The organism is Streptomyces sp. CB02056 (assembly GCF_001905545.1).
Taxonomy (GTDB): Bacteria; Actinomycetota; Actinomycetes; order Streptomycetales; family Streptomycetaceae; genus Kitasatospora.
In genome coordinates, this window is the sequence record NZ_LIPD01000009.1 from 292,931 (window position 1) to 308,874 (window position 15,944).

Consider the following 15,944-nt stretch of genomic DNA (forward strand, 5'->3'; position numbering starts at 1 on the left):
GTGCTAGCGTATTTCTTGAGCGATCGCTCAAGAATACGTTGAGTGCAAGCAGGAGGGGGCTCGGACATGGGCGCGGACAGGCTTCAGGGCAAGACGGCACTGGTCACGGGGGGCAGCAGGGGGATCGGCCGGGCCATCGCCCGCCGGCTCGGGCGGGACGGCGCCACCGTCGCCGTCGGCTACGCCCGCGATGCGGTGGCGGCGGAGGAGGTGGTGGCGGGCATCCGGGCGGACGGCGGGCGGGCCTTCGCGCTGCCCGCCGCGCTCGGGCGGCACGGCGATGCCGTCGCGCTGTGGGAGGCCTTCGACGCGCGGATAGGCGAGTACGCGCCGGCCGGGGGTGTCGACATCATCGTGAACAACGCCGGGATCGGGCGCAGCTCCGACCTCGCCGGCCTGACCGAGGAGGAGTTCGACGAGGTCTTCGCGGTCAACGTCCGCGCACCGTTCTTCATCGTCAAGCACGGGCTGGAGCGACTGCGTGACGGCGGCCGGATCATCAACATCTCCAGCGGCCTGGCCCGGCTCGCCATGCCGGAGATCATGGCCTACGGTGCCACCAAGGGTGCGCTGGACACCTTCTCGCTCAACCTCGCCCAGCAGCTCGGGCCGCGCGGGATCACCGTCAACTCCGTGGCGCCCGGGATCATCGACACCGACCTCAATGCGGAGTTCCTGGGCGATCCGGAGGCGCGGGCCTGGGCGGCCTCGGTCGCCGCACTCGGCCGGGTAGGGGCGCCGGAGGACGTCGCGGACGTCGTCGCCTTCATCGCCTCGGACGACGCGCGGTGGATGACGGGGCGCGTGGTCGACGCCACCGGCGGCTCGCGGCTGTAGGCGGGAGCCGCCGGCGGTGGGATGACAGATGACAGCTGACAGATGATGAAATCTGTCAGCTGTCAGCTGTCAGCTGTCATCTGTTACCTGTCATCCGTCGGTCGTGAGCCCTCAGCCCCGCACGCGCCCGGTGACCTCGCCGAACCCGATCACGGCGCCGTCCGGCCCGGGCGCCGTGGCGGTGATGGCCACCTCGTCGCCGTCCTCGAGGAACGTCCGGGTCGTCCCGTCCGGGAGCTTCAGCGGCTCCTCGCCGTTCCAGGTCAGCTCGATCAGCGCGCCCCGGGTGTCCCGCTCCGGCCCGCTGACCGTCCCCGAGGCGAACAGGTCGCCGGTGCGCAGCGAGGCGCCGTTGACCGTCATGTGGGTCAGCTGCTGCTGCGCCGTCCAGTACATGGTGGCGAACGGCGGCCGGGAGACCTGGTGCCCGTTCAGCCGGACCTCCATCGCGAGGTCCAGGCCCCACGGTTCGCCGCCCCGGTCGTCCAGGTACGCCAGCGGCTCGACGTCGCGCTCCGGCGGCGTGACCCGGGCGTGCTCCAGGGCGTCCAGCGGCACGATCCACGGCGAGATGGAGGTCGCGAAGGACTTGCCGAGGAAGGGGCCGAGCGGCACGTACTCCCAGGCCTGGATGTCGCGCGCCGACCAGTCGTTGAGCAGGCAGACGCCGAACACGTGCTCGCGGAAGTCGTCCAGCGCGACCGGCCGGCCCAGCTCCGACGGCGTGCCGACGACGAAGCCGACCTCGGCCTCGATGTCGAGCCGGCGGGACGGCCCGAAGGTCGGCGCGGCGTCGGCGGGTGCCTTGCGCTGCCCGGACGGCCGCACCACCGGCGTGCCGGAGACCACGACCGTGCCCGCCCGCCCGTGGTAACCGATCGGCAGGTGCTTCCAGTTGGGGGTGAGCGGCTCCGAGCCCGGGCGGAAGATCCGGCCCAGGTTGGTGGCGTGGTGCTCGGAGGCGTAGAAGTCGACGTAGTCGGCGACCTCGAACGGCAGGTGCAGCTCCACCTCGTCGGCCGGCAGCAGCGCCGGCGACAGGGCCTCGCGGAAGGACTCGTCGGTGAGCCAGGTGGTGAGGTCCGCCCGCACCCGGCTCCAGACCGGGCGCCCCGCCGCCATCAGCGGGTTGAGCGAGTCCGCGTCCAGCAGCACCGACGGCGCTCCGGCCGCGCGGGCGGCCGCCCCGGCGTCCAGCACGAAGTCCCCGACGCGCACGCCGATCCGGCGCCGCCCGGGCTGGTCGGCGGCGGTGAAGACGCCGTACGGCAGGTTGTGCACGCCGAACGGCGAGTCCTGGGCGCTGGCGAGCCAGCTGCTGGGGGTGGTGCTCAACGGTCCTCCTGGTGCAGTGGACTGGGCGACGACAGCAGGCCGAGCGCGGCCAGGTCACCCAGGGGCTCGGCGATGCTACAGGTGCCGAACGCGGTGAACGAGTTGCGGATCACCACGATCTGACGGTCCGTCAGTGCACGTGCCGCCTTGGCCAGCACCTCGCCGTCGCGTTCCGCCAGCACCGCCGCGGCGGCGGCCCGGTCGGTCTCCTGCGCGGCCAGCAGCACGTTCAGGAAGCCGTGGTGCTCGAAGCCGGTCTCCGGGTCGGTGTGCCGGACGGCGTTGTGCAGCCCGGCCGTGCACTTGTACGGCAGTCCGCGCTGCGCGCAGCCGGTGAGGAAGGCGGCCAGTTCGGCCTCGTCCGGGAAGGCCTCGGCGACCAGCCCGCCGGTGCGGAACTTCGCCCGGTACGGGCTGTCCACCAGCACGTCCAGGACGGCGTCCAGCCCGTCCCCGCGCAGCAGTTCGCGGGGGAGTTCGACGGCGGCGGGGACGTCCGGGGGCAGCAGCCGGTCCAGCGCGGCCACCGCCTCGGCGGCGTCCCGGGTGGCCAGCTCGACGCCGGCCAGCTCGAACGGTGCGGCGGCGGCGAGCGCCGGGGCGAGCTCGATGCTGCCCCCCGGCAGCACCAGCCCGACCTTGAGCGGCCGGTCGCCCGCCACCACCGAGTCGTCCGCCCCCGCTGCACCCGGAACCGAGCCGGCCGAGACCGCCGCGGCCAGCTCGCCCAGTCGGCCGGCCCCGCAGAGGAAGGGCCCGACCGCCTCGGCGTACCAGGCCGCACGGTGCGCCCGGTGCGCGGGCACCGCCTCGGCGAGCGGCAGGTTCCCGGGCGGGAACACCGCCGCGTCGTCGAACAGTCCGCGGAACAGCTCGGGGATCACACCCCCCGAAGGCAGCGCGTTCATCGCCCGGGCCCCCGACCGGCCCAGGTCCAGGCGTAGTTGGCGTCCTCGGTGGCCCGGCCGCCCTCGCCGAGCTCCAGCGGGCGGAAGGTGTCCACCATGACGGCCAGCTCGTCGAAGAACTCCGCGCCGATGCTGCGCTCGTACGCCCCCGGCTGCGGCCCGTGGGTGTGCCCGCCCGGGTGCAGCGAGATCGAGCCCTGGCCGATGCCGGAGCCCTTGCGGGCCGCGTAGTCGCCGCCGCAGTAGAACATGACCTCGTCGCTGTCCACGTTGGCGTGGTAGTACGGCACCGGGATCGCCAGCGGGTGGTAGTCCACCTTGCGCGGGACGAAGTTGCAGATCACGAAGCCGTTGCCCTCGAAGACCTGGTGGGCCGGCGGCGGCTGGTGGATCCGGCCGGTGATCGGCTCGAAGTCCTTGATGTTGAACGCGTACGGGTACAGGCAGCCGTCCCAGCCGACCACGTCGAACGGGTGGTGCGGCACGGTGTAGCGGGTGCCCGCGACCCCGTTCGGGCCGCGGTGCTTGACCAGCACGTCGACGTCCCCGGGGGCGTCCACGACCAGCGGGCCGACCGGTCCGCGGAAGTCCCGCTCGCAGTACGGCGCGTGCTCCAGCAGCTGCCCGTACTTGGACAGGTAGCGCTTGACCGGGGTGATGTGGCTGTTCGCCTCGATGCAGTACGCGCGCAGCGGCTCGTCCCCGGCCGGCACCCAACGGTGGGTGGTGGCACGGGGGATGACCACGTAGTCGCCCTGCCCGACCTCGATCGAGCCGAACACCGTCTCGACCGTGCCGGAGCCGGACTCCACGTACACGCACTCGTCGCCGAGCCCGTTGCGGTAGAGCTCGCTCGGGGCCCCGGCGGCGACGTACGAGATCCGCACGTCGCCGTTGCCGAGGACGAGCCGGCGGCTGCCGACGACGTCCGCGGACTTCCAGTCCTGGTCCGCGAACAGCTCGTGCAGCTTGAGGTGGCGGGGGAGGAGGGGGTGGTTGGGCACCGTGGACTGGTCCGGCAGCTCCCACGGCACCGCGTTGACCACCGCCGAGGGGATGCCCCGGTGGTAGAGCAGTGAGGAGTCCGAGGAGAACCCCTCCTCGCCCATCAACTCCTCGTAGTACAGCCCGCCTTCGGGGGTGCGGTGCTGGGTGTGCCGCTTGGGCGGGATGTTTCCCAGCTGCCGGTAGTACGCCATCTCCGTGGTCCTCCTCGACCGTTCGGCAGAGATCCGTTCGTCAGAGCCTGCCAGAGCCTGTCAGGGCCCGGACAGACCCTTGTCAGGGTCCGTCCGGGCTTCTACAGAGCTCGTCGGGGCCCGTCAGAGCCCTCGGACGCTCACAGGTTGCCGCGTCGGTCCTGCTCGCGCTCGATGGACTCGAAGAGCGCCTTGAAGTTGCCCTTGCCGAAGCCGAGCGAACCGTGCCGCTCGATGAACTCGTAGAAGACGGTGGGGCGGTCGCCGATCGGCTTGGTGAAGATCTGCAGCAGGTAGCCGTCCTCGTCGCGGTCGACCAGGATGCCGCGCTTCTTCAGCTCCTCGACCGGCACCCGGACCTTGCCGATCCGCGCGCGCAGCTCCGGGTCGTCGTAGTAGGAGTCCGGGGTGGAGAGGAACTCCACGCCGCGTGCCCGCAGCACGTCCACGGTGGTGAGGATGTCGTTGGTGGCGAGCGCCATGTGCTGGCAGCCGGGGCCGGTGTAGAACTCCAGGTACTCGTCGATCTGGGACTTCTTCTTGGCGATGGCCGGCTCGTTGAGCGGGAACTTCACCCGGTGGTTGCCGCTGGCGACGACCTTGGACATCAGCGCGGAGTAGTCGGTGGCGATGTCGTCGCCGACGAACTCGGCCATGTTCACGAAGCCCATGACGCGGTTGTAGAACGCCACCCACTCGTCCATCCGGCCCAGCTCGACGTTGCCGACGGCGTGGTCGAGGGCCTGGAAGAGGCGCTTGGGCGAGCCCTCCGGGTGGGTGACCCGGCTCTCCGCGACGACGTAGCCCGGCAGGTACGGGCCGTGGTAGCGGGAGCGGTCGATCAGGGTGTGGCGGGTCTCCCCGTAGGTGGCGATGGCCGCGCGGCGCACGGTGCCGTTCTCGTCCGAGACGTCGTTCGGCTCCTCCAGCACGGTGGCGCCGGTCGCGCGGGCGTGCTCGATGCACTTGTCGACGTCCGGGACCTCCAGGGCGAGGTCGACGACGCCGTCGCCGTGGCGGCGGTGGTGGTCCAGCAGCGGGCTGTCCGGCTGGACGCCGCCCTTGATCACGAAGCGGCAGGAGCCGGAGCGGAGCACGTACGCCTTGCGGTCGCGGCGGCCGGTCTCCGGGCCGGAGTAGGCGACCAGCTCCATGCCGAAGACGACCTGGTAGAACTGCGCCGTCTGGGTGGCGTTGCCGACCACGAAGACGACCGCGTCCTGGGCCGTCACCGGGAAGGGGTCGGCGGCGGCGTCGTGCTCGACGAGGCCGACGAGGCGGCGCAGCTGGTCGGCGTCAAGACCGGCCTCGCGCTCCTCGGGGGTCAACTCAAGGGCGTGGGACTGCGGGGTCATCGCTCGTTCCTCCACTTCGGGCCTCGCCGTCGAGGCTTCCGCTGGATCGCGACCGCACCGAACGGGTGGGCGGTGTGGTTGCGGAGAGCTTGCTCCTGTCGGGGTGGTTGGGCAACAGGTCGGATTTTGACTGCTCAATGTGTACAAGCTGATCAGAAATTCCCGCTGTCAGCTGCGCAAAATGCGCTGCTCACCGGGGGTGAAGCACGAAGTCTGCGCAATGGGACGGTCACGCGCTCCCGGGGCCGACGGGGCGCGGGAGGTGGCGGAGGAACCAGTCCGCGGCCAGCTCGGCGACCCGGTCCAGGGTCCCCGGCTCCTCGAACAGGTGGCTCGCGTGCGGCACCACCGCGAGCCCGGTCTCGCAGCGCAGTCGGCTCCGGGCCCGCCGGTTGAGGTCGAGCACGGTGGGGTCCAGCGACCCGACGACGAGCAGCGTCGGGGCGCGGACCCGGGCCAGGGTGTCGGGCGCGGCGAGGTCCGGGCGGCCGCCCCGGGAGACCACGGCGCGTACCGCCGGGCCCAGTTCGGCGGCGGTGTGCAGAGCGGCCGCGGCGCCGGTGCTGGCACCGAACAGGCCGAGCGGCAGGCCCCGGGTCTCGGGCACGGTGGCGTCCGGGCCGCCCTCCGCCGGGCCCAGCCGCCGGGCGACGGCCGTCAGCCGGCCGCCCAGCAGCGCCACGTCGAACACGTTCCGCCGGTCGGGCTCCTCGGCCTCGGTGAGCAGGTCGAACAGCAGCGTGGCCAGCCCGGTGCGGTTCAGGTACTCGGCGACGTGCCGGTTGCGCGGGCTGTGCCGGCCGCTGCCGCTGCCGTGCGCGAAGACGACGACCCCGCGCGCGCCGGCCGGGACGGTCAGCCGGCCCGCGAGGCGGACCCCGGTGACGGGCAGCAGCAGCTCCCGGTCGACCCCGGCGGAGGCCCCGGGCGGGTCGCCACGGGCGGCCTCGGCCAGCAGCCGCAGCACCTCCTCGTCCTCGGTCTGCGAGAAGTCGGCGTAGAACTCGCCGATCGCGTAGAACGGGGACGGCGTGTCGACGCAGACCAGCTCGTCGGCGACCTCGTCGAGACGCTCGGCCCAGTCCGCGGGCGCGACCGGCACCGCAAGCACCACCCGCCCCGCGCCGCGCTCCCGGACGATCCGGCAGGCCGCCCGGGCGGTGGACCCGGTGGCGATGCCGTCGTCCACCACGACCACCGTCCGTCCGCGCAGGTCGGCGGGCGGCCGGTCACCCCGGTAGCGGCGGGCCCGGCGCGCCAGCTCGGTGCGCTCGCGCCGTTCCACCTTGGCCAGTTGGCCGTCCGTGACCGAGGAGAACCGGATCACCTGCTCGTTCAGCACCCGGACGCCGTCCTCGCCGATCGCCCCCATGCCCAGCTCGGGCTGGTACGGCACGCCGAGCTTGCGGATCACGCAGATGTCCAGCGGTGCGCCGAGCGCCGCGGCGACCTCGGCGGCCACCGGCACGCCGCCCCTCGGCAGCGCCACGATCACGGTGTCGGGGCCGGCCAGGTGGCCGAGCCGGGCGGCCAGCCGACGGCCCGCCTCGGTGCGGTCGGCGAAGCGGGTGAAGTGGGTTCCGGTGACGTGCATGACACGGCCTCCGGTTCCACCGTACGTCGTTCCGGGCGGCTCGGGGCGGTCGCGGACGGGGCTCCCGGGGTGCGCGCGGACGGGGTTCCCGGGGTGCGTGCGGAGGGCGGTGCGCGGGATCGGGAGCCGCGACCGGACCGGGGGCGCGACCAGGGTGCGACCGGGGCAGGACCCTGGCGCGACCGGGGCGGGACCGGAGCGGGATCCGGCCGGGACGGGGCCGGGATCCCGGATGGGAGCGGGCTGGGAGCCGGACGGGACGACACCCCCGTGTGGCCGGGACAACGGGCGGCGCACGGTGGATCACAGAGGCGGACCGCAGCGCCCGCCCGCGACCGGAAGGAGCGCCCGTCATGTCGGGCACCGTGATCACCGACCTGCGCCGCCGAGGCGCCGTCGACCCCGGCCGCCTGCTCGCCGGGCCGCTGCGCGGCGTCGGCCTGCAACGGCTCGACCCGGGCCGGCGCACCGAGGTGGCCGCCGACGGCGTCGAGCACGCGCTCTACGTCACCGCCGGCTCCGGTCTCGCCGAACTGCCCGAGGGCGCCGTGCACCCGAACCAGCCGAACCAGCCGGACCACCAGGACCGCCAGGACCATCCGGAGCGTGCCGAGGCCGGCCTGCCGCTGGTCGAGGGCACCGCGATCGTGCTGCCGCTCGGCTCGCGGACCGTGCTGGCCGCCGGCACGGCAGGACTGGAGTACTTCCACGCCGTCCTCGCCGTCCCGCCCTCCTCCGAAGAAGGTGACCCCAGGTGATCGTCACCACCGACACCGGCGCGGCCATGGTCGTCATCGGCCCGAACGGCGAGCGGGTACGGATCCGCTCCCTCGCCCGGCGCCCGATGCTCGCCAGCGCCTGCGAGACCTTCGACCACCTGCGGCTGAGCCCCGGCGCCCACCACGTGCTCGCGGGCCGGCCCGACACCGAGACCGTCCTGCACGTGCTGCGCGGAGCCGCCGTCGTCGGGCAACTCTCCGACGAGACCGATCACTTGGCCTCCGTGGGGGACCTGCTGATGGCCCACCGCGGCCGCACGCTGCACCTCGAAGCCGGACCGCTCGGCGCGGAACTGCTCTGCCTGACCCTCGCCGTCCCCCGGCACACCGCCGGCGCCCGGGCCGCCCCGGCGCGCCGCCGCGCCACCCGCCGCGACCGGCCCTGACCGGCCCCGACGGGTCCTGCCAGTCCTCGATCCGAGGAGACCCCTCGTGATACTCGTCCCCGCTGCCGTCCCCCGCACCGCACCCGCGTTCCAGCGGCTGATCGACCCCGAGCAGCGGCCGGCCGTCCGCGCCGGACTCACCGTCGAGGCGCTGCCGCCGGGCGTCCGGGTCGAGCAACTCCCTTACGAATCCGTCGAATCGGTGACCGTGGTGCTCTCCGGTCGGCTGCTCGCGGGCGGCCGGATCCTCTCCCCGGGCGAGGTGCTGCACCACCGGCCCGGCACCTCCTACCGGCTCACCGCCGTCCGCGGCGCGCCGACCGCCGTGCTCACCGTCCGTCCCACCCCGCCCCGGGCCGTCATCCCGGCCCAGCGGTCGGGCTCCGCACCCGCCCCGAGCTGGCGGCAGGTGGAGGTGGGCACCGTACGGCTCGACCCGGTCGGTGTCTGCGGACCGTACGCGGACCGGGCCGCCGACGCCTTCCTGGTGGTCCTCTCCGGAGCCTCCTCCTTCCTCGGCGAGCTCGGTGAAGTGCCGCTGCTCCCCGGCGACTTGGTCTACGTCCGGGCGGGGGAGCGGTACGGCCTCCGGGCCGGCCGCCGCGGACCGGTCACCGCCGTCCTGGGCCGCGTCGGGACCCCCGGCGCCGCCCTGGGGCCGGAGTGGGACAGCAGGCCCATGCGCTCGGGGCAGGCCGATCCGCAGGGGTGAGAGCGCGAGGCCGGGAGGCCGCGGCGAGATGACAGTCGACAGCTGACAGAGTTCAAAATCTGTCAGCTGTCAGCTGTCAGCTGTCGACTGTCATCTGTTATCCGTCCGCCGCCCGTCCGTCGCCGTCGGGTGCGGCGGGCGGCGGGCCGACACGCGGAGGGCTTCACGCGCACGTCACGGAAAGTCACGCGATCGCCGCTGATAGTGTCGGCCGGGTGGATGAAGAACAGCCGGTGGAACCCGCGGACCCGGCCGGAGACCCGCCCGTCCGTGTGCTGATCGTCGACGACCACCCCCTGTTCCGGGAGGGGCTCAAGGCGGCACTGGAGAGCGCCGAGGGCGTCCTCGTGGTCGCCGAGGCCGAGCGGGTCGCCGACGTTCCGGGGGCGGTCGCCCGGCACCACCCCGACGTGGTGATCATGGACCTCTCGCTGCCCGACGGCTCCGGACTGGAGGCCGTCCGGCAGCTCGCCACCCGGGAGGCGCCGCCGCCGGTGCTGATGCTGACCATGTCGGACGACGACGGGAACCTGCTCGCCGCCCTCCAGGCGGGCGCGCGCGGCTACCTGGTCAAGGGGGCCGGGCGGGAGGAGGTGCTGCACGCGGTGCGGACGGTCGCGACGGGCGGCGCGGTGTTCGGCGGCGAGGTGGCCGGACGGATCACCGCCCTGCTGGCCGGGGCGAGGATGCGGGAGGCGGGGCAGCTCTTCCCCGAACTCACCGCCCGCGAGGCCGAGGTGCTGGGCCTGGTCGCGCGCGGGCTGGACAACCGGCGGATCGCCCGGGAGCTGGTGGTCGCGGAGAAGACCGTCCGCAACCACATCACCCACATCTTCGAGAAGCTGCACGTCGCCACGCGCGCCGAGGCGGTCGCCCGGGCCCGCGACATGGGCCTCGGCGACGGCCGGACCTCCCCGGAGCGGTGAACCGGAGCGATGAACCGGAACGGTGAACCGAGGGGCGGACGGGGAAGGTGAACGCGGGCGGTGGGCCGGAGAAGTGAACCGGGGGTGCCGGCCCGCCGACCGGCACCCCCGGAGTCCTGCCGCTCCGCCCTACGGCCGCATCTCGTACGCGCCGGAGAGCGCCTCGACCCGCTCCCACACCCGCGCGTCCCGCGCCGGGTCCGCGACCGGGCGGCGCACGTTCGTCAGCGCCCAGGCGGCCTGCTCCTCGGTGGCCGAGGCCTTGCCGTGCAGCTCGGTGGCGTGCGCGGAGAAGTCGCGGACCAGCGCGTCGAAGATCCGGTCCAGCACGTCGCCGCCGTCCTCGGAGGCGGTCAGGCCGGTCAACTCGGCCTGCTCCAGCACCAGCTGGCCGTAGACGATCAGCGCGAACAGCTGGCCGATCTCCAGCAGGAAGTCCAGGTCGGCCTGCTGCTCCTTGCTCGGCGCGTTCTCGAGCAGCAGCGCGCAGAAGCCGTCGGCCTGCTCGCGGAAGCGGGCGACGTTGGGCAGCGCGGCGTGGCGGTCGTAGGCGGCGCGCCAGTCGTGGAAGCGGATCGCGCCGAGGCCGCGGGCCGGGCCCTGCCGGAACAGGAAGTCGTCGTCGGCGGCGTCCAGGCGGCTCGGCACCGGGGCGTAGTCGGCCGGGGCGAACAGGTAGTTGCCCATGAACTTGAGGATCAGCGCCAGGTTGACGTGGACGGTGCCCTCCAGCTTCGGCAGGCCGCGGATGTCCTTCGCGGCCTTGTCGAAGTAGGTGTCCGCCTCGAAGCCCTTGGCGGCGATGACGTCCCACATCAGGTCGATGACCTTCTCGCCCTCGGTGGTGACCTTCATCTTGGTCATCGGGTTGAACAGCAGGTAGCGGCGGTCCTCGGGGGAGGCGGTGCGGAAGTAGTCCACGGCCCGCGCGCTGAACAGCTTCATCGCCACCAGGCGGACGTAGGCGTCGGTCAACTCCCGCTTGACGTGCGGGAAGTCGGTGACCCGCTTGCCGTACAGCACCCGGTTGTGGGCGTGCGTGACGGCCTCGTACATCGCGTGCTCGCAGATGCCGATCGAGGCGGTGCAGAGGTTGAACTTGCCGACGTTGACGGTGTTGAGCGCGGCGTCGAAGGCGGCCTGGCCGGTGTGCAGCACGTCCTCGGCGCGCACCGGGTAGTCCTCCAGGCGGAACTCGCTGACGTACATCTGCGCGTTCACCACGTTCTTGACCAGGTGGTACGCGTCGTGGCGGCTGTCGGCGGCGAAGAAGACGTAGCCCTCCGGGCCCTCGACGTCCGAGCGGCGGCCGAACACCGAGACCAGGCCGGCCACGTTGCCGTTGCCGATGTAGTACTTGGAACCGGTCGCGGTGAAGCCGCCCTCGCCGTCCGGGGTGAGGATCATGTCGGTGGAGTAGATGTCCGCGCCGTGGGTGCGCTCGGAGAGGCCGAAGGCCATCACGTGGCCCTCGGCCAGCAGCTTGGCGGCGCGGGCGCGGACGGCCTCGTTCCCGCTCTGCCAGACCGGGCCCAGGCCCAGGATGGTGACCTGCCAGGTGTACCAGTAGCCGAGGCCGTAGAAGCCGAGGATCTCGTTCAGCTCGGCGATGCGGGCGGTGTCCCAGCGCTTGTCGGGGTCGGCCGAGGCGGGGGTCAGGAACTCCGCGAACAGGCCCTCCTTCGCGGCGAAGTCCAGGAAGTCGGCGTACCAGCTGCGGTCGATGTAGGTGTCGATCAGCGCCTTCTTGCCGCGGGACTCGAACCAGTCCACCGTCGCGCGCAGCAGCCGGCGGGTCGGCTCGTCGAACTGTGCGGGGTCGTAGTTGCGCGGGTTGAAGAGCATCGAGGGGCTCCCGGGGGTCGAGGGTGTGAGGAGGGGCGGGCGGCAGGGTTCGGCGGTCGCCTGACATCCGTCAGTCGTCGGCTGTCCGCCGTCCGCCGTCAGCCGGCGGAGGAGAGGCGGCGCAGGGTGGCGAGCACGTCGTCGAGCCAGGCGAGGGTCATCCGCTCGTACTCGATGCCGCCGCGCAGCACCACGTGCTGCAGCTGCTGCCCGGCGTCGAGCGCGGTGGCGTCGGGGAAGTCCCGCTGCTCGCCGTGCAGGTAGCGGGCGAGCAGGGCGGCATGGCCCTCGCGGTGCCGTTCGACCTCGGAGATCAGTGCGGCCGGGTCGTCGAAGGCGGCGGCCCGGATCTTGACCGCGAGCTCGTGCCGGACGGTCTCCGGTTCGACCGGTTCGCGCAGCCAGCCGGCCAGCGCGGCCCGTCCGGCCTCGGCCGCCGAGTAGACCTTCTTGTCCGGGCGTCCGTCCTGGCTGACCTCCTGCGCGGCCACCCAGCCGTCCGCCTCCATCCGCCGCAGCACCCGGTAGATCTGCTGGTGGGTGGCGGTCCAGAAGCGCCCGATCGAGCGGTCGAAGCGCCGGGCCAGCTCGTAGCCGGAGCCGGGCTGCTCCAGCAGTGAGACGAGGATCGCGTGCTCCAGTGCCATGGCCCGCATCCTGCTATGCAACGAGTTGCATAGGCAATGGCGACCCGGACGGTTGAGACGCAGGTCACCGGCGTGATCCGATGGTTATCGGTTATTCCGGACTATTGGGTGCAAATCGTTGGATAAGAGCCAGAATGGGTACGGGGCAAGCGCCTTACCGGTTCCGACCACAGGAGGTGGTATCGGTGGCAACCCATATCCCGACGACGGGCATGGAGCACCATCCGGACATCGTCGAACTGCGCGAACGCTACGAGCGGGTCACCTCGACCCCCCGCGCCCAGGGCATCGAGGCCCTGGCCGTCCTGGCCGGCCTCTTCCTGGCGGCATCGCCGTGGATCGTCGGCTTCACCGCGTACAACACCCTGACCGTGACCTGCCTGATCGTCGGGCTGGCCTACACGGCTCTGATGGCCGGCTACGGGTCGGCCTACGAACGCACCCACGCGCGGGCCTGGGCGGCCGCCGCGCTCGGTGCCTGGACGATCATCTCCCCGTGGGTCGTCTCCGGGTCCGTCGCGCACGGCAAGAACATCGTGACCTGCGTCATCGTGGGCGCCGTGATGTTCCTGCTCGGCCTCGCGGCGATCTCGATGGCGACCATGACGTCGAACGGAGCATCGATGCGGCGCGGCCGGGCCGGTCGCGCCAAGGGCTGATCTTCCCCGCAGCCCGTGACCGGGGCGCGGAGGGCGCAACCGCCCGCCGCGCCCCGGCGCACGTCCTCCGGCGAAGGCGCGGCCGGCGACCGGGACCAAGCCGTGTCACAGCCGCCGGCCGGCCCGGCCCGCTAGGGGTGCGTCATCCGCAGCACGTCCAGCGCCTCGTCCAGCTGCTCCACGGTGAGCCTGCCCTGTTCGACGTAGCCGCGCTCCAGCACCACCTGACGGATCGTCTTGCGCTCCGCCAGTGCCTGCTTGGCGACCTTCGCGGCCTCCTCGTACCCGATGTAGCGGTTCAGCGGGGTCACCACCGAGGGCGAGGACTCCGCGTACTCCCGGGCCCGTTCGACGTTGGCGGTGATGCCGTCCACCGTCCGGTCGGCCAGCAGCCGGGCGCTGTTGGCGAGCAGCCGCACCGACTCCAGGACGTTGCGGGCGAGCACCGGGAGCATCACGTTCAGCTCGAAGTTGCCGCTCGCGCCCGCCAGGGTGACCGTCGCGTCGTTGCCCACCACCTGGGCGGCGACCATCAGCACCACCTCGGGCAGCACCGGGTTCACCTTTCCCGGCATGATCGACGAACCCGGCTGGAGGTCCGGCAGGTTGATCTCGCCGAGCCCGGTGCGCGGACCGGAGCCCATCCACCGCAGGTCGTTCGCGATCTTCGTGAACCCGACCGCCACCGTGCGCAGTTGACCGCTCAGTTCGACCAGGGCGTCCCGCGCGCCCTGCGCCTCGAAGTGGTTCCTGGCCTCGGTCAGCGGCAGGTCGGTGGCGCGGGCGACCTCCGCGATGACGGCCTCCGGGAAGCCGGGCGGGGTGTTGATCCCGGTGCCCACGGCCGTGCCGCCGAGCGGGAGTTCGGCCACCCGGGGGAGGGTGGCCAGCAGCCGCTCCCGCCCGTGCCGCACCTGCGCCGCGTAGCCGCCGAACTCCTGGCCGAGCGTGACGGGCGTGGCGTCCATCAGGTGGGTGCGGCCCGACTTGACCACCCGGGCGAACTCGGCGGCCTTGCGCTCCAACGCCTCCGCGAGGTGCTCCAGCGCCGGGACCAGGTCGTGGGTGACGGCGCCGGTGGCGGCGATGTGGATCGAGGACGGGAAGACGTCGTTGGACGACTGGCTGGCGTTGACGTGGTCGTTCGGGTGGACCGGGCGGCCCAGCCGCTCCCCGGCCAGGGTGGCGATCACCTCGTTGGTGTTCATGTTGGACGAGGTGCCCGAGCCGGTCTGGAACACGTCCACCGGGAACTGGTCGTCCCAGCGCCCCTCCGCGACCTCCTCGGCCGCCGCCGCGATCGCCTCCGCCGTCTCCTCGTCCAGCACCCCGAGCCGGGCGTTCACCCGGGCGGCTGCCGCCTTGATCCGGGCCAGCGCGGCGATGTGCGCCCGCTCCAGCCGCTGACCGGACACCGGGAAGTTCTCCACCGCCCGCTGCGTCTGCGCCTGCCACTTCGCGTCGGCCGGCACCCGGACCTCGCCCATCGAGTCGTGCTCGATCCGGTACTCCTGCGGCTTCTCCTGCTGGCCACCCATCGCGCGCTGCACCTCCTGTACGGGCCCGACCGGGCCCGGAACGGATCTCCGATCACCACAGCCGCGAGCGGGGCCCGGGTATTTCCGGTGGGGGTGACCCGGTTCCGGTTCTGGTCCCGGTTCGGGCCCGGCGCCTACTGCCGGGGCAGGCCGGTACGGGCCACCTCGGCGCGGACCAGCCCGCCCGGGGCGGTACCGGCCTGGGCGACGAGGCCGCCGCCCGGGGCCCAGACGCCGGAGCCGCCCGAGCTGTCCGGGTACTCGCCGGTGGCCCCGGCGCAGGTCGCGAGCACGCACCACACCCCGTGGGCGGCGGCCCGGTCGCGGACGTGGCCGTCCCGGCGCTCGGCCTGGGCGGCGCCGGGCCCGTAGAGGGTGGAGGCGACGTAGGCGTCGATGCCGAGCGCGGCGGTCTCCTCGGCGTGCGTCGGATCGGCGGCGTCCGCGCAGATGGCGAGGCCGAGCCGCAGACCGTCCAGCTCCAGGACGACGGGCTTCCCGCCCGGGGTGAAGCGCTCGACCTCGGCGCCGTGCAGGCGCATCTTCCGGTAGACGACCTCGGCGCCCTCCCCGGTGACCGCCAGCGTGGCGATGGACTCGCGCCCGTCGGCCTCGACCGCCGGCGCCCCGACCAGGGCGACGGCGCCGGCCGCGGCGCAGGCCGCCACCAGCGGTGCGAGCCGGGCGTCCGCCGGGTCGACGGCCGGTGCGGCCAGGTCGTAGCCGGTCAGCGACAGCTCGGGGAACACCACCAGCCGGGTGCCCGCCTCCCGTGCCGCCTCGGCGTGCAGGGCCACGTTCTCGGACACGGTGTCCGGACGGCCGGCGGCGGCGCAGACGGGCTGGGCGACGGCGACCGTCAGCGGCCCGGGCACGGGACGCGCGGGCACGGGCGGGTTCGCGGACGAGGGCATGGCGGGGCCTCCGGCGGGCGGGGTGGGGTGATCGCGATCAACCTATGCGCCCGCCGAGGAGCCGGGCAACAGAGTCCGGACGAGGAGCTGTGCAGGTGGACGGGGTTCCCGGGGCGGATCGGACCGATCTCACTCGAAGGAGTGAGATCCCCGGCGGGTGCTTCAAACGGCCGTACGCCCCTCCCTACGCTCCAGACCGGGCCGGGCGGACTCCGGCCGGACCCGGATCGCCGCAGCTCGGCCCGGGGGGACCAGCGCGAAGGGGCGGACGGACGGATGACCACAGGACACGGCCCGATGGGCGGAACGG

Annotated in this window: 15 protein-coding genes; 6 read left to right on the forward strand and 9 right to left on the reverse strand. The window is 73.1% G+C overall.

Going from position 1 to position 15,944, the window contains the following annotated elements:
• Window positions 1–66: 66 nt before the first annotated feature.
• On the forward strand, window positions 67–837 hold the full coding sequence (locus tag AMK13_RS25320) for an SDR family oxidoreductase (protein ID WP_074004204.1): 771 nt from the start codon (window positions 67–69) through the stop codon (window positions 835–837).
• A 111-nt stretch (window positions 838–948) separates the two neighbouring features.
• Here the strand turns inward: AMK13_RS25320 and fahA are convergent, their stop codons facing one another.
• The 5 genes from fahA to AMK13_RS25345 form a co-directional block, all read right to left on the reverse strand.
• Complete coding sequence (gene fahA / locus AMK13_RS25325; protein ID WP_074004205.1) at window positions 949–2,172, reverse strand: fumarylacetoacetase; 1,224 nt, start codon at window positions 2,170–2,172, stop codon at window positions 949–951.
• Window positions 2,169–3,080 carry a hypothetical protein gene (locus tag AMK13_RS25330; RefSeq protein WP_074004206.1) on the reverse strand — a complete coding sequence of 304 codons (912 nt, stop codon included), beginning with the start codon at window positions 3,078–3,080 and terminating at the stop codon, window positions 2,169–2,171. The genes fahA and AMK13_RS25330 overlap by 4 nt, the downstream gene beginning before the upstream one ends.
• Window positions 3,077–4,279, reverse strand: a complete 1,203-nt coding sequence (locus AMK13_RS25335) for a homogentisate 1,2-dioxygenase (RefSeq protein ID WP_074004207.1) — start codon at window positions 4,277–4,279, stop codon at window positions 3,077–3,079. Before AMK13_RS25335 ends, AMK13_RS25330 begins: the two co-directional genes overlap by 4 nt.
• Before the next feature lie 140 nt (window positions 4,280–4,419).
• Window positions 4,420–5,634, reverse strand: a complete 1,215-nt coding sequence (gene hppD, locus AMK13_RS25340) for a 4-hydroxyphenylpyruvate dioxygenase (protein WP_049659944.1) — start codon at window positions 5,632–5,634, stop codon at window positions 4,420–4,422.
• A gap of 229 nt (window positions 5,635–5,863) precedes the next feature.
• Window positions 5,864–7,228, reverse strand: coding sequence for a phosphoribosyltransferase family protein (locus AMK13_RS25345; RefSeq protein ID WP_074004208.1), 1,365 nt, complete (start codon window positions 7,226–7,228; stop codon window positions 5,864–5,866).
• 353 nt (window positions 7,229–7,581) lie between these two features.
• Here AMK13_RS25345 and AMK13_RS25350 point away from each other — a divergent pair, with 353 nt between their 5' ends.
• The 4 genes from AMK13_RS25350 to AMK13_RS25365 all read left to right on the forward strand — a co-directional run bounded on the left by AMK13_RS25350 (window position 7,582) and on the right by AMK13_RS25365 (window position 10,031).
• Window positions 7,582–7,986 carry a hypothetical protein gene (locus AMK13_RS25350; protein WP_074004209.1) on the forward strand — a complete coding sequence of 135 codons (405 nt, stop codon included), beginning with the start codon at window positions 7,582–7,584 and terminating at the stop codon, window positions 7,984–7,986.
• Window positions 7,983–8,393: a hypothetical protein gene (locus AMK13_RS25355; RefSeq protein WP_074004210.1), complete on the forward strand. Its 411-nt coding sequence runs from the start codon at window positions 7,983–7,985 to the stop codon at window positions 8,391–8,393. Before AMK13_RS25350 ends, AMK13_RS25355 begins: the two co-directional genes overlap by 4 nt.
• Window positions 8,394–8,439: 46 nt before the next feature.
• Window positions 8,440–9,105, forward strand: coding sequence for a hypothetical protein (locus AMK13_RS25360; RefSeq protein ID WP_074004211.1), 666 nt, complete (start codon window positions 8,440–8,442; stop codon window positions 9,103–9,105).
• A gap of 215 nt (window positions 9,106–9,320) precedes the next feature.
• Window positions 9,321–10,031, forward strand: coding sequence for a response regulator (locus tag AMK13_RS25365; RefSeq protein ID WP_234348413.1), 711 nt, complete (start codon window positions 9,321–9,323; stop codon window positions 10,029–10,031).
• Between the two features lie 129 nt (window positions 10,032–10,160).
• Here AMK13_RS25365 and AMK13_RS25370 read toward each other — a convergent pair whose 3' ends face one another.
• Both AMK13_RS25370 and AMK13_RS25375 read right to left on the reverse strand, forming a co-directional pair.
• Window positions 10,161–11,876: an acyl-CoA dehydrogenase family protein gene (locus AMK13_RS25370; protein WP_074004212.1), complete on the reverse strand. Its 1,716-nt coding sequence runs from the start codon at window positions 11,874–11,876 to the stop codon at window positions 10,161–10,163.
• Between the two features lie 98 nt (window positions 11,877–11,974).
• Window positions 11,975–12,523, reverse strand: coding sequence for a PadR family transcriptional regulator (locus AMK13_RS25375; RefSeq protein WP_074004213.1), 549 nt, complete (start codon window positions 12,521–12,523; stop codon window positions 11,975–11,977).
• A 185-nt stretch (window positions 12,524–12,708) separates the two neighbouring features.
• Here AMK13_RS25375 and AMK13_RS25380 point away from each other — a divergent pair, with 185 nt between their 5' ends.
• Window positions 12,709–13,182 (forward strand): SPW repeat protein, encoded by a 474-nt coding sequence (locus AMK13_RS25380; RefSeq protein WP_310593178.1) that lies wholly within the window; start codon window positions 12,709–12,711, stop codon window positions 13,180–13,182.
• A 131-nt stretch (window positions 13,183–13,313) separates the two neighbouring features.
• On the opposite strand, the gene AMK13_RS25385 is transcribed toward AMK13_RS25380, so the two are convergent.
• Entirely contained in the window at window positions 13,314–14,720 is a 1,407-nt protein-coding gene (locus AMK13_RS25385; RefSeq protein WP_074004214.1) for a class II fumarate hydratase, read from the reverse strand.
• Window positions 14,721–14,854: 134 nt separating this feature from the next.
• Window positions 14,855–15,634, reverse strand: coding sequence for a carbon-nitrogen hydrolase family protein (locus AMK13_RS25390; protein ID WP_074004215.1), 780 nt, complete (start codon window positions 15,632–15,634; stop codon window positions 14,855–14,857).
• Between the last annotated feature and the right edge of the window lie 310 nt (window positions 15,635–15,944).